Origin of the sequence: Rummeliibacillus sp. POC4 (assembly GCF_003576525.1) — a bacterium.
Lineage (GTDB): Bacteria > Bacillota > Bacilli > Bacillales_A > Planococcaceae > Rummeliibacillus.
This window is the reverse complement of record NZ_QWUA01000023.1, coordinates 32482-45165: the sequence shown is the minus strand read 5'-3', so window position 1 is coordinate 45165 and position 12684 is coordinate 32482. Positions and strand designations below refer to the sequence as shown.

13 protein-coding genes, 3 tRNA genes and 1 riboswitch are annotated in these 12684 nt (G+C 32.8%); of the genes, 11 read left to right on the top strand and 5 right to left on the bottom strand.

Annotation, left to right across the window (positions count from 1 at the left end; all coding sequences use genetic code 11):
* Positions 1-4: 4 nt before the first annotated feature.
* Positions 5-186: riboswitch (cobalamin riboswitch) on the top strand.
* 201 nt (positions 187-387) lie between these two features.
* The 7 genes from D1606_RS09015 (at position 388) to D1606_RS08985 (ending at position 4468) form a co-directional block, all read left to right on the top strand.
* Positions 388-576 (top strand): hypothetical protein, encoded by a 189-nt coding sequence (locus D1606_RS09015; RefSeq protein ID WP_119415680.1) that lies wholly within the window; start codon positions 388-390, stop codon positions 574-576.
* Between the two features lie 320 nt (positions 577-896).
* The gene (locus tag D1606_RS09010; protein WP_369973780.1) at positions 897-2504 is read left to right on the top strand and encodes a M20/M25/M40 family metallo-hydrolase; all 1608 of its coding nucleotides are present in this window, start codon (positions 897-899) and stop codon (positions 2502-2504) included.
* A gap of 105 nt (positions 2505-2609) precedes the next feature.
* Entirely contained in the window at positions 2610-2990 is a 381-nt protein-coding gene (locus tag D1606_RS09005) for a PH domain-containing protein (protein WP_119415679.1), read from the top strand.
* 179 nt (positions 2991-3169) lie between these two features.
* Positions 3170-3244 (top strand) — tRNA-Gly (locus D1606_RS09000).
* Between the two features lie 4 nt (positions 3245-3248).
* A tRNA-Ser gene (locus D1606_RS08995) sits at positions 3249-3341 on the top strand.
* Between the two features lie 4 nt (positions 3342-3345).
* Positions 3346-3418 (top strand) — tRNA-Phe (locus D1606_RS08990).
* A 111-nt stretch (positions 3419-3529) separates the two neighbouring features.
* Complete coding sequence (locus D1606_RS08985) at positions 3530-4468, top strand: DMT family transporter (protein ID WP_119415678.1); 939 nt, start codon at positions 3530-3532, stop codon at positions 4466-4468.
* Between the two features lie 347 nt (positions 4469-4815).
* Here the strand turns inward: D1606_RS08985 and D1606_RS08980 are convergent, their stop codons facing one another.
* From D1606_RS08980 to D1606_RS08970, 3 genes are all read right to left on the bottom strand, one after another.
* Positions 4816-5019 carry a twin-arginine translocase TatA/TatE family subunit gene (locus D1606_RS08980; RefSeq protein WP_119415677.1) on the bottom strand — a complete coding sequence of 68 codons (204 nt, stop codon included), beginning with the start codon at positions 5017-5019 and terminating at the stop codon, positions 4816-4818.
* Between the two features lie 98 nt (positions 5020-5117).
* A complete protein-coding gene (locus D1606_RS08975; RefSeq protein WP_119415676.1) occupies positions 5118-5639 on the bottom strand; it encodes a hypothetical protein in 522 nt (173 codons plus the stop codon).
* Between the two features lie 193 nt (positions 5640-5832).
* Positions 5833-6867 (bottom strand): PTS sugar transporter subunit IIC, encoded by a 1035-nt coding sequence (locus D1606_RS08970; protein WP_119415675.1) that lies wholly within the window; start codon positions 6865-6867, stop codon positions 5833-5835.
* Between the two features lie 143 nt (positions 6868-7010).
* Here D1606_RS08970 and D1606_RS08965 point away from each other — a divergent pair, with 143 nt between their 5' ends.
* Positions 7011-7418, top strand: coding sequence for a hypothetical protein (locus tag D1606_RS08965; protein WP_119415674.1), 408 nt, complete (start codon positions 7011-7013; stop codon positions 7416-7418).
* A 277-nt stretch (positions 7419-7695) separates the two neighbouring features.
* Positions 7696-8124, top strand: coding sequence for a hypothetical protein (locus tag D1606_RS08960; RefSeq protein WP_119415673.1), 429 nt, complete (start codon positions 7696-7698; stop codon positions 8122-8124).
* Between the two features lie 53 nt (positions 8125-8177).
* On the opposite strand, the gene D1606_RS08955 is transcribed toward D1606_RS08960, so the two are convergent.
* Complete coding sequence (locus D1606_RS08955; RefSeq protein WP_119415672.1) at positions 8178-9086, bottom strand: EamA family transporter; 909 nt, start codon at positions 9084-9086, stop codon at positions 8178-8180.
* 223 nt (positions 9087-9309) lie between these two features.
* Between D1606_RS08955 and recQ the strand changes: the two genes are divergently transcribed.
* Entirely contained in the window at positions 9310-11079 is a 1770-nt protein-coding gene (gene recQ, locus D1606_RS08950) for a DNA helicase RecQ (protein WP_119415695.1), read from the top strand.
* 16 nt (positions 11080-11095) lie between these two features.
* Positions 11096-11875, top strand: coding sequence for a serine hydrolase (locus tag D1606_RS08945; protein ID WP_119415671.1), 780 nt, complete (start codon positions 11096-11098; stop codon positions 11873-11875).
* A 120-nt stretch (positions 11876-11995) separates the two neighbouring features.
* Here the strand turns inward: D1606_RS08945 and D1606_RS08940 are convergent, their stop codons facing one another.
* Positions 11996-12289, bottom strand: coding sequence for a hypothetical protein (locus D1606_RS08940; protein ID WP_119415670.1), 294 nt, complete (start codon positions 12287-12289; stop codon positions 11996-11998).
* Between the last annotated feature and the right edge of the window lie 395 nt (positions 12290-12684).

Here is a 12684-nt window from a genome sequence, read left to right as displayed (position 1 = left end):
GAAACGGAATAAGAAGAAAAAGGGTACAAATCATTTTTTGATTTGTTTAAAAGGGAAGATCGGTGAGAATCCGACGCTGTCCCGCAACTGTAATTCAGAGCAAATCGCAAAAACCACTGTCAAAACGGGAAGGTGCGATGAGCAGAGAAGATAAGCCAGGAGACCTGCCTTTTTTCGAGTACAGCCATATAACCTACGAGGATAGGAGGTGTAGAGTGTGACAGAATATCTTCTGCATGCTCATTGTACGACAAAACCGCAAAGTTCTCCCTTTTTTAGAGGGCTTATTTTGCTATGGTCGAAGTCGTATAAGAGAGCAAGTTTTTCATAACACATCCTTCTAAATGTTGACGGATGTGCTTTTTTATGAGAAAAGGAGAGAAAACGATGAATCATGAAATTGTCACCATGTATGAACAAAAGATGAAGCAGCAACTAATGATATCTGTTGGGACTTCTAAATCAATGTCTTTGAAAGAGATTACACGAGAATTGATAGAAGAAAATTGTGAACAGTATTTAAATATTAACTACGCTTATTTAAATGTTAAACATGAAATAATAGGAAGTTATTAATTTGAGTACTTTTTGAAATTTTAAATTTTATAGGCTTTTTTAGAAATAATAATATAGTTAAGCGCATGAAAACATAGAAGATTGTTTCCATGCGCTTTTTAGTTTTATATTCCGATTTATGTTATTTTACCTGACATTTAAATAAAAAATAAATGCGCTTTTTATATTATTTTGTTTGATTGATAATTTTGTTAAAGGAATTTTTTAATATGTTAGGTTTTAATACATTGACTATATATAAAAACTTACGTATATTCAAAATATAAGATTACCTATTTATAGGAGATGCTATTTAATAATGCCAAAGGATGGTGGGAAGAATGATGTGGAATACACCAGAGAAATTACGTTCGCTCCTTTGTGAGCTTGTCAGTTGGGAAAGTCAGACAATGACAAAAGGGGAACAACTATTTTCAAGTAAACTAAAAGCAAAATTACAGCAACTTCAATACTTTAAGGAAAACCCATCTTATCTAAAACTTTGTGATGTTGACCGCGGGAGACAAGTTGTTTCAGCATTATACAAAAATTCACATGTAAATGAAACTGTAGTTTTAATTAGTCATTTTGATACAGTACAAATTGAAGAGTACGGTTCATTTATTCCTATAGCAACTATGCCTGAAGTGTTAACGAATGCTTTTAAGGCAGATCCAAGTATGCTAAACGAATCTGCCAAAAAAGATTTAGTAAGTGGGGATTACTTATTTGGCCGAGGGGTAATGGATATGAAAATCGGCTTAGCACTACATATGCAAATCATTGAAAGAGCTATTGCGGAAAAATGGCCTATTAATCTACTAATTGTTACTGTACCTGATGAAGAAGTCAATTCAGCAGGCATGCGACAAGCAGTGAAACTTATATCAGAATTACAAGAAAAAGAAAATTTGAAGATTAAATTATTTTTAAATAGTGAACCTTCTTTTTCTCAAGGTCCAACTGATTTAAAAGAATATGTTTACTCTGGTTCAATTGGAAAGATTATGCCTGCAGCACTTTTCTATGGGAAAGAGACGCATGTAGGAGAACCTTTAAAAGGGATGACTGCACCTTTTATGAGTGCTTTTCTAACAGCAGAAATGGAATGGAATGAAAAATTTCTAGAAGAAGACTTTGGTGAACAAACCCCTCTTCCAGTTTCGCTGAAGTTAACCGATCTAAAAGAACAATATTCTACACAGACACCCTATCGTGCCATTTCGATGTTCAATGTTTTCCTCATGAAGCGGAGTGCCGGAGAAATCATGAACTTATTCGAAGAAGTAGCGAAAGAGGCTATGAGAAAGTGTCAAACACGTTACGAGGTAATCTGTAAGAAACAAGGCGTTTCAACAATTGGCAAGATTCGTGTAGTTCGATTTGAAGAATTATATACGTATGCAGTTAATAAAATGGGTATAAAGCAGGTAAAAGAATTAAAGGAATCTATATTATCGAATGACACATTTGACGATCGTGAAAAGTCATTACGAATTGCAGATCAATTGATGATACGCTGCCAAGAATTAGCGCCAGCTGTAGTATTACTGTTTGCACCACCATATTATCCACCTGTAAATTCATCAGAAGATTCCCTGATACAAGGCGCGGTTTCCTTACTCCTTGAAGAAGCAAAAAAGTTCAATATTCCTCTTGAACAAATCCATTATTTTAATGGGATTTGTGATTTGAGTTACTGTCAATTTCAAGCTGTTAAGGATTGGAAGACATATGAAAAAAATTCACCAGTTTGGGGAGAAACGTATGATATTCCATTTGAAGAAATGTCGAAGTTTTCAGCTCCAGTCCTTAATGTGGGGCCGTTTGGGAAAGATGCACATCAAATTTCGGAACGTTTACATGTTAAAAGTGCATTTGAGGAAATGCCGGTATTACTCTATGAATTGCTGAAGTATGTAAGTAAAAATTCACAAGTTGTAGAATAATGAAATTTCAGCATATATTATTGTACAGATATCTAATCTGCATATATTTTTTCTCGCATTAACCGATTATAGAAGTTTCATTTTATATGAACAGGAGGAGCTATACTGGGATTATTTGATAATTTGATGGGGAATGCGACAGAAGTAAGCAAAGAAATTATTCATTCTGAGATAAAAGATCTAATTGCGAAAAATGAAAAAGTTGAGCAAGCATATAAGTTAATTAGAGACCTCTTTGTTTTTACAGATAAACGATTAATATTGATTGATAAACAAGGGGTAACAGGAAAGAAAATAGAATATCACTCTATTCCTTATAGAAGCGTAGTACACTTCTCCATTGAGACAGCTGGTACTTTTGATTTTGAAGCAGAACTAAAAATTTGGTTGTCTAATAGTGGTGAACCAATCGAGAAGAGGTTCACTAAACAATCAGATATTTATAAAATTCAAAGTGTATTAGCAGCTTATGTTTTAAAAGAATAAGTCAAATTAATATATTTTTCTATAATAGAGGAAGCTTTCTGCTGTGAATGGTAAGCTTCCTTGCTATTACTACAAGCTCTTACTATTGTGGTTTAAACATTACTTAGAAAGAGAGTGAGATAGAAAATTAGCATGAATTTAATAATAGTGTTACAATAACTATTGTAAAAAAATTTTTTGCGGAAGTAGTTTAGTGGTAGAACATCACCTTCCCAAGGTGAGGGTCGCGGGTTCGATCCCCGTCTTCCGCTCCAAAATGGAGGAATACCCAAGTCTGGCTGAAGGGATCGGTCTTGAAAACCGACAGGCGGGTCAAACCGCGCGGGGGTTCGAATCCCTCTTCCTCCTCCATACTGGGTCGGTAGCTCAGTTGGTAGAGCATTAGATTGAAGCTCTAAGTGTCGGCAGTTCGATTCTGTCCCGACCCATAAAGAGATATTCAGAAAGTAAACTGGATATCTCTTTTTCTATTGTCAAAAGAATTATAGATGATACAATAATCATTAATGATTTTGATAATGGTTTTCGGGGGTAATTAGATGACTGAAAAAGACAGTCAGTTTAAAGGCATTGTTTTGGTTCTGTTGGCAGCGATCTTTTGGGCTGGAGCTGGAACTTTAGCTCAATTTTTAGTTCAGGAGAATGGATTTAGTATAGAGTGGTTAGTTGATCAAAGATTGCTATTAGCTGGTCTATTATTGTTAGTTCTTAATTATCGTAAAGAACATAAACGTATCTGGTCTATATGGAAAAGTAAACATGATGTGATTAGTATCCTTTTATTTAGTATAGCGGGCATGGTCGCAGTACAATATACATATTTTGCAGCAATTAAATACGGCAATGCTGCAACTGCAACAGTTTTACAATACTTATCGCCAGTAATAATTGTTGTTTATATCGTTGGTAGAAATCGCAAGCTCCCAAATAAATATGAAGCTATAGCTGTATTGATGGCTGTATTAGGAACAATCCTATTAGTGACTCACGGTAAACTTACAGGTTTGTCTATATCAGGTAAAGCGTTGTTTTGGGGAATTACATCAGCATTTGCATTGGCTTTTTATACTTTGCACCCTGTAAAATTATTAGCGAGATACGGTTCTACTGTTGTAGTAGGGTGGGGGATGCTAATTGGTGGAATAGCCTTTAGTTTTGTTCATCCACCATGGAAGTTCGAGGGAACATGGTCTGTTTTGTCATTCTCCAGTTTTGTGTATATTATCATATTTGGCACACTTTTAGCTTTCTTTTTCTTTCTTGAAAGTTTTCGATATGTAAAACCGACAGTAGCGAGTGTACTTGCATGTGTGGAACCTCTTACTGCATCTATCTTATCAGTGCTATTTCTTCATGTATCTTTTGGAATTCCTGAATGGATTGGCACTTTTTGCATATTGAGTACTATATTCATATCAGCAAAAAAGCCGAAGAAATTAAAAGGGATTTCTGTAACAGAAGAAAATAATCACATATAAAACTTTAAAAGAGAGAATTCATTTCGAATTCTCTCTTTTAATATGATATAAAATGTAAATGAATAACTATGTGGCTTAATATTATCAGAAGTAAATGTATAAAGCAATAAAGAAAAGATATAATCTTTCAGGGGAAAGCATGAAACCAATTTATTCATCAAAAATTCATAAGCTAATTTATTATTTTTATTGCTTTCTAAATTTCTCTCCATCAATTATAACTTGAACTCTAATGTTAATACCCTTAGGTCCATGACTTACTTCATAAGTAATGGTAGAATTCATCAGGAAATTTATAAGAAGAGGCTGTCCGTAAGTATTTTACTTACAAGACAGCCTCTTAAAAGTTATTTATCTGAATCGGATTTATTTTCGTCAGATTTTTTTGTTATTGATACATCGTCTCTAAGCTCTTGAGTAGAGTTTTTGAATTCACGAATAGTATCACCAGCAGCTTTACCTATTTGTGGTAGTTTGGAAGGTCCGAATACAATCAATGCAATTACAAGAATAACGATTAATCCGGGCACACCGATGCTTGCAAGTCCCATAAGAAACCCTCCTTAATTTAAAAATAAATGATATTCTTCCGTAAATATTGTATATTACTAAACGGAAAAAGTGAAACAAACAGTATTTTCAGAATTTACTAGTTTAGTTGCGATTTGTCTAATTCTGATTGGAGAATATTTTTTTCTTTCACTAATTCTTCACCAGATTGCATTAAATCATAACGTAAATCAACAAATTTTTGTTGAATAGCCATATATTCAGCTTGAATTTCTTCAATTGCTTTATGAACATCACCGATTAAAGGCTTAATCTTTGATTTATCTTCGTCTAAAACAATATATTCATCATTATTGATAAATACTTCTATTTTAAAATGATTGTTTTCGATTGATAGATTGAAAAACATCTCAGCAAGAAAATGTTTGAAATGCTTGTGATAGGCTTTTTTAATGGGGCTACTTTCGGGTAGGTCTTGAAAGAGTTTTCCTATAGTTGCTTTCTTTTCAAAAATATCATCATAATCGATTAAACCAATTTTTTTTAAGAAACGTGTATATTCAATATCAAATTTTGCTTGCAGTACACGTAAATCTGCATCTAGGTATTTCATTTTGTCTTCATTGCGAAGCATGCGTTTACGAAGTTCACTCTGTTTCATATGTAAAAAATCCTCCAATTATTTCATTCCATCATTATATCAAATATTATTATTATATGATAGATATTTGATTGGAAATAATTTGAGTTTTAAAGAACAAAAGATAAACAATAATGGAACTAGTGAACTAATATCAATAACTGAGTATTCGTAAAACTAGCTCCATATGAAATCACATTATATTATAAAAAGATTATTCGATTGATATTTTATAGTCATTTGCCTCAATCATCTTAAATTTATGTTCAAACAATCTTAGTAAAACAACATTTAAGAGTATCGGAAGTATAAAGAACATAGTCACCATAATTGTAATATTCGTTGTTGACCAACCATCTGCTGTCAAATTAATGTAGTTTAATGGACCGATTAAACCTGATAGACCGAAGCCTGCACTCATTGGTGTACCTTGAATGTTGAAAATTCCAGCTAACCCTCCTAATATGGCAGCTGTAATTAGCATAGGAAAAGCCATTTTAGGTTTCATGAAAAAATTACGCATTTGAATTTTAGGTGAGCCGAGTACATGAGCAAGAGCTGTTCCAAGAGAATTTACTTTATAGCTAGCTATGCACAAACCGACACCTGCAGAAACAATCCCTAAGTTTGCAGCACCAGACCCTATTCCTGAAAGCATGATCACAGTTGCTACACCTACAGTAGAAAGAGGGGACAGTATTAGTAAGCAGAAGATAACAGCAATGATTGCTCCCATTGCAACGGGTTGTAATGTAGTTACATGTTGAATGCCAGTGCCGATTACACCAGTACCAGCTTTTACGTAAGGCAATAATACATAACCAATTAAACCAGGGATAAAAATAGAAAGTGTTGGCATCAATAAAATTGTATAGTCCTTTAATTTTACCCCTATAAATTGAACAAATAATACCGCTAAAGCTGCAGTAATCCCAGTATTTAATACAACACCAATCCCAGAAAGTGTCATAATTCCATCTTTCATGGTAATAACACCACTTCCTACAACAGCTGCTAAACCGATACTAGCAGTTTGAATAGGAGTTAATTTAAAAGTCATCCCTACTGTAACGCCAATCATTGCTGGTAACATACTCATAGTAATGATTGTTAAATTTAAAATGTGCTGTAAAAATGGTGCATCTGGAATGAGGAGTTTAAAAATTTCCCCTACCAACGCATTTGGAATTAAAGAAACAACTATACCAATACTCATACCGGTTAATAGTTTATTGAAAAAATCTTTCATAAAATTTCCTCCTCGAAATTCATTATCTATTAGTACAACAGTTTAACGCTTTAAAGCAGCAAAGTAAATAGGTAAATGAATAATTATCATAATTATTTGGGTAATAATAAGATTAATCATTTACTCGCAGGAGGATAAAAGCGATGAAAAGATTGATGTGGTTATGCTTTTGCCTACTCACTTTAATTCTCAATGGTTGTATTAAACCAAATTATTCAACACAAATCGGTATAGTAAAAGAAGATAGAAATATTCAGATACTAGAAACAATTAGAGATGAAAAATTTTATCAAAAAAGCATGGATGCTTTTAATAATGGTAGAAATATTAAGTTAGATGAAAATGATATAAAAGGACTACCAACTTACTGTATTCAATTTAAAGATGAAACCCAAAACATTGTAGTAAGTAATTATGATTTATGGGTTGTCAAAGAAAATCAGGAAGTTATTTTTACAAATCATATGAATCCCTATTCATATTATAAAATTGAAAAAGAAGACGAAGATTTTATCCGTAATATTATTCTGAAACATCATGAAGAGAAGTGAATGGTGTATACTAAAGAAAAAATATTTGGAGTGTGCATATAAACATGTGGTTTTGGTACATAGTTAGTTTTTTTATAAGCCTGTTGGCGATGTTTATTATTTATAAAATTACAAATGTTTTTTTATTTGTATTTCCTCCGTTAGCCGTAATTTTGGTGCATCTATATTTTAAACGTAAACCAAAGTAGAAATAGAATCTTACTAATTTGTGAACACACTAACGTTCTAATAACTTTTGCTCTACAATAGTATTGAATAACGTAGAGGGAGATTCATAATGGATACATTAAAACAGATCATAGCTATAGAAGATACAATTCAAAGACGAACATTAATGATTCAATATATTGTCGATCATCCTACGGAAAAAGATGAAATTGTAAAAGTTATAAATGAAAAAAATATAAACTTCTGGGAAACAAATATGGGTGAACCTTTTGAGATGAATCCATATAAATGGGATGATATTTATTATCAAAATTTACAAATTAGATTGAACAATAATTTTTCTAAAGAAAAGTTTGGACATATGCTAGAAGTGGCGGAATATTTAGCGAATCATCAAAGTACTTTACTAAGCGAAAATAGCAATGAAAAGATTAAACTATATGGAAATACAATGGGCTTTATTATGATTTGGGGTGTCGTTGTATTTATTGTTTTAATTGTTTTAGTTGTATTTTATTTTAAAAATAAATATGCCTAATAAAAATCCTACTCGCATAAATTTGCAAGTAGGATTTTATCTTGAAATCTAGATTATAATTCGTCTGCAATACCAAGTAAAATGATGCCGATCATTACGATTGTAATAACAACATAATGTTTAGAAGATAGTTTTTCTTTTAAGAAAATTCTAGATAGAATGACAGAGAAAATACTATATGATGCTATTAATGGTGCAGCGATTATAGCATATGCACTCATTGCATAGACATAGAAAAATTGCCCAGTTGTTTCTAAGATTGCTGCAAATGCTTTATCACGTTCTTTGAAAACGTTAAATTGTACTTTTTTAATAGCCTTCAAATAGATAAATGCAATTGCTGCACAAATGAAGAACGTATATTCATAAGCCAATAAAGCTGCATCTTCGCTCATAAGTTTGAGTTCATCAAGATAAATACCATCAGCAAATGTACCAGCTCCATCTAATAATGCATAGATGATTGGAAAAATGACGGCCATAAAACCAAGTTGGTATTTTTTATCGATTACTGTATTTTGCAAACGCATCAATTTGTTCTCTTCTTGTTTTTCTACTATAGCAATACCAATGACCCCAGCGGTAATAATTATTACCCCTAAGATATGAATCCAATCAATGTCTTGTTTAAAGAAGATAAAAAGTAGAATTGCTGTAATAGCACCAGATGAGTTTTGTACTGGTGAAGAAATCGACAGTTCCAAATAACGCAAACCAATATAGCCCACTGTCATTGAAGAAATGTAAAAGAATGATACAGGCAAATATTTCACCATGTCGAATAGTCTAAAGTCTATGCCTTTATACAGCATATAGCCCGTAGCATGAATCCCCATTACTAATCCAACAATTACAACAATCTTCAGATGACTGTATTTATCATTACTATCTGAGCCCCTTTTATAGAATAAATCTGCACCGCCCCATGCAAGAGCAGTCAGTATTGAAAATAAAAACCACATAATTTGAAAGACTCCTTATTTATTTTTACAACTAGTACATTATACGTTTTTTTTAAATTGCTGAAAAGATTGAATTTATGAAGTGAAAAAACTTTTTAAAATAGTAATATAATTTATAGGAAAAACACACTAAAAATACAATGTCATATTTATTCCATAAAGGTAAAAATAGTACGAAGATGATACAATAATAGGAAAGCAAATGAAAGGTGATTTACATCGAATGATCGAAAAAGCAAACCAATATTTACAACAATTTTTTGGTTACAAACAATTTCGTTTAGGCCAGGAAAAAATTATAGAACATGTTTTAGCGGGGGATTCCTCTTTATGTGTCATGCCAACTGGTGGAGGAAAATCAGTATGTTATCAAATTCCAGCACTTATGCTTGAAGGTACTACGATCGTAGTGTCTCCTTTAATCTCATTAATGCAAGATCAGGTCGATACTCTACTTGATATGGGAATTGAAGCAGCCTACATTAATAGTTCTTTAAATCAGCAAGAATTTCAACAAACAATACAAAATGCTCAAAAAGGACACTATAAACTTTTATATATTGCGCCTGAACGATTGGAATCAGAGTCTTTTAGAAATCTATTAGCCTCACTACCCGTACCATTAATAGCAGTAGATGAAGCGCATTGTATTTCACAATGGGGGCATGATTTTCGCCCAAGTTATCGTTCAATTGGACGATTGATGAATCTATTTGAAAAACAGCCCACAGTAGTTGCTTTAACCGCAACAGCAACGCCTGATGTTCGTGAAGATATTTGTCAACAGCTCAATATTTCAGAGGAAAATACCGTTATTACAGGTTTTGCACGAGATAATTTAAATTTTTCAGTACTAATTGGACAAAACAAAGAACTTTACGTCAAGGATTTTGTAAAGAAAAATTTAAAAGAAGTAGGAATTATCTATGCTGCTACAAGGAAAACGGTCGATCATTTATATGAAGTACTAAAAAAAGCAGGGCATTCTGTAGCAAAATATCATGCAGGATTATCAGAGTCTTTAAGGCAAAGTGAACAAAACCGCTTTTTACATGATGAAGCTTCTGTTATTGTTGCGACGAATGCATTTGGAATGGGAATTGATAAATCTAATGTTAGATATGTTATACATTATCAATTACCTAAGAATATGGAAAGCTATTATCAAGAAGCGGGTAGAGCAGGTCGTGATGGATTACCAAGCCAATGTATTTTGCTATATTCTCCGCAAGACGTACAAACACAACGCTTTTTAATAGACCAAACCGATGATCGAGAACGTATTCCTTCAGAATTAAAAAAACTACAAAGTATGGTTGACTATTGTCATACAGAAAATTGCTTGCAACAATATATCGTTCAATATTTTGGTGAGAATTCTGAAGAAACATGTGGAAAATGCAGTAACTGTTTGGATGACAGAGAAGTATTCGATGTTACAGTAGATTGTCAAAAAGTTTTATCATGCGTTATTAGAATGGGCCAAAAATTTGGAAAAACAATGGTAGCACAAGTACTTGTCGGGTCAAAAAATCAAAAGATAAAAAGTTTTGGCTTTGAAAGTTTATCGACTTACGGTTTATTGAAAGAAATGACCATAAAAGATGTAACCAATTTTATCGAATATATGATTGCTGAGGAATTATTGGCAGTAAACCAAGGTTCAATGCCCACTGTATACGTATCGGCGAAGGGAAAAGAAGTCCTCCTAGGAAAACGTAAGGTAGAAAGACGTGGTGTTGTCGTCACAAAACAAATTGTAGAAACAGACCCATTATTTGAAGAACTAAGAATCATTCGCAAGCAACTAGCAGATCAATCAAATGTTCCACCTTTTGTTATTTTTTCAGATAAGTCTTTAAAAGATATGTGTGCCAAAAAGCCAACAAATTCTCAAGAGTTCTTAGAAGTAAATGGTGTAGGGGAAAATAAACTAGAAAAATATGGGGAAGTGTTTATAAAGGCCATCTTAGAATATCAAACAAATCAATAATCGAAGGGGGAAGGGAATGTTATTTTCACAATTAGCTGTAGAATGTCAAAAAATCATCAATAGTTATCAGGATTATCAAGTAAGTGTCGCTATTATAGATGGTGAGCAATCGTTTCTCTATAAAGAAGATCAATTGTTCCGTGCAGCTAGTACTATCAAAATACCTATTCTATTAGCTTCTTATTTAAATTTAAATGATCGATTAGATACCGTAGCTACTATTCCTGAAGAATTAATCGTAGAAGGTGCTGGGGTAATACCATTTATAACTGGGAAATTACCTTTTACATATCGCAACTTAATGGAATTAATGATTATTGTATCTGACAATACGGCTTCGAATGCCTTATTGCATAGTAACTCCATGCATCATGTCAACCACTTAATGCAAAAGATAGGTTGTAAGGGTAGTAAGATTGAACGCTATTTTATGGATGAAAGTGCTGTACAAAATGGATTCGATAATTATACAACAGCAAAAGATATGATTTTAATGTTGCAACAAATAGGTGAGCCAGGTGGAGTGTTAAATGATAGTCAACGTTCAGATGCTCTAAGAATATTGGGAAATCAACAGTTTGAGGACATGTTACCAGCTTATACATTTGATGAAGAAATACGCTATTATCATAAAACAGGTGGATTAACGGGTGTAGATCATGATGTCGCCATTATAAACTATCGACAAAAAAAGCTATATGTAGCTGTTCTAACGCAAGGATGGAATGACGGATTTACTGGTAAGAAATGTATTGCTGAAATAGGGAAGGTAATTGTAGATTATTTAAAAGAATAATAAGATGTAGGAAAGATAATAACCTATTATCACTAGCTGTGAAGTATTGCTCCTGTGTGGTCAAATCAAACTTTCTCGACGAAAAGGGCGTGTCTCAAAAAATTTAAGACACGCCCTTTATTAATTTGAACGAATTAAATGTGTATGCTTTTCATCTAAAACAACGATACCAGTCACTCCATTAACTGTTTCTGAGTGAATAATCTTATCTTTTAATACAGGTAGTAATTTAGGGGATAATGCAACATGTATACCTTCTATTTCCATAATAATATCAGTATGAATCGGGGTATCAATATCTGCGGCAAACTTCATCCCGTTACGATCTGCAACTGCATAAAAGCGGAGCAGATGGTACTTATTATCAGCTGTTAAATTTTTGATAAATTTCTTTCCCTGATTAGTGAGTCTCATCGTAAAATCATCCATCCCTTACACAAATTTCGAAAGTTTTTTCACACTATTAATAGAGAGCCGTAATAACACCATCAAGAATTGTTACAAAAAAATTGAAGAGGGTGTTAGTTCGATGAAAAGCAAGGCTTGCAATAAATTTTTAATTAGAGGTAACCCTATTAAATAAATTTCACATTAACGGTCAGTAGAATGCAATCGCCCCCGCTGATGTTGCGCTTGATGGGGTAAGTATTCCACGACTATTTAAAATTTAAACAATAAGTAATTTGAATATAAGAAAATTATTATTTTCTCGTAATCCATTCTGCAACGATAAAAAATACGATAAAAAAAGCAAAAGCGATAATAAAAAACCAAGCTGGAACGCCACCAAAAGATAACAAGCAAGACAC

Excerpts from the sequence above, each read along its gene's own strand:
- D1606_RS08955 (WP_119415672.1), bottom strand. The coding sequence starts at position 9,086 with ATGTGGTTTTTATTTTCAATACTGACTGCTCTTGCATGGGGCGGTGCA.
- D1606_RS09010 (WP_369973780.1), top strand. The coding sequence starts at position 897 with ATGATGTGGAATACACCAGAGAAATTACGTTCGCTCCTTTGTGAGCTT.
- D1606_RS08985 (WP_119415678.1), top strand. The coding sequence starts at position 3,530 with ATGACTGAAAAAGACAGTCAGTTTAAAGGCATTGTTTTGGTTCTGTTG.
- D1606_RS08945 (WP_119415671.1), top strand. The coding sequence starts at position 11,096 with ATGTTATTTTCACAATTAGCTGTAGAATGTCAAAAAATCATCAATAGT.
- D1606_RS08940 (WP_119415670.1), bottom strand. The coding sequence starts at position 12,289 with ATGAGACTCACTAATCAGGGAAAGAAATTTATCAAAAATTTAACAGCT.
- D1606_RS08970 (WP_119415675.1), bottom strand. The coding sequence starts at position 6,867 with ATGAAAGATTTTTTCAATAAACTATTAACCGGTATGAGTATTGGTATA.
- recQ (WP_119415695.1), top strand. The coding sequence starts at position 9,310 with ATGATCGAAAAAGCAAACCAATATTTACAACAATTTTTTGGTTACAAA.
- D1606_RS08965 (WP_119415674.1), top strand. The coding sequence starts at position 7,011 with ATGAAAAGATTGATGTGGTTATGCTTTTGCCTACTCACTTTAATTCTC.
- D1606_RS08975 (WP_119415676.1), bottom strand. The coding sequence starts at position 5,639 with ATGAAACAGAGTGAACTTCGTAAACGCATGCTTCGCAATGAAGACAAA.
- D1606_RS08980 (WP_119415677.1), bottom strand. The coding sequence starts at position 5,019 with ATGGGACTTGCAAGCATCGGTGTGCCCGGATTAATCGTTATTCTTGTA.
- D1606_RS08960 (WP_119415673.1), top strand. The coding sequence starts at position 7,696 with ATGGATACATTAAAACAGATCATAGCTATAGAAGATACAATTCAAAGA.
- D1606_RS09015 (WP_119415680.1), top strand. The coding sequence starts at position 388 with ATGAATCATGAAATTGTCACCATGTATGAACAAAAGATGAAGCAGCAA.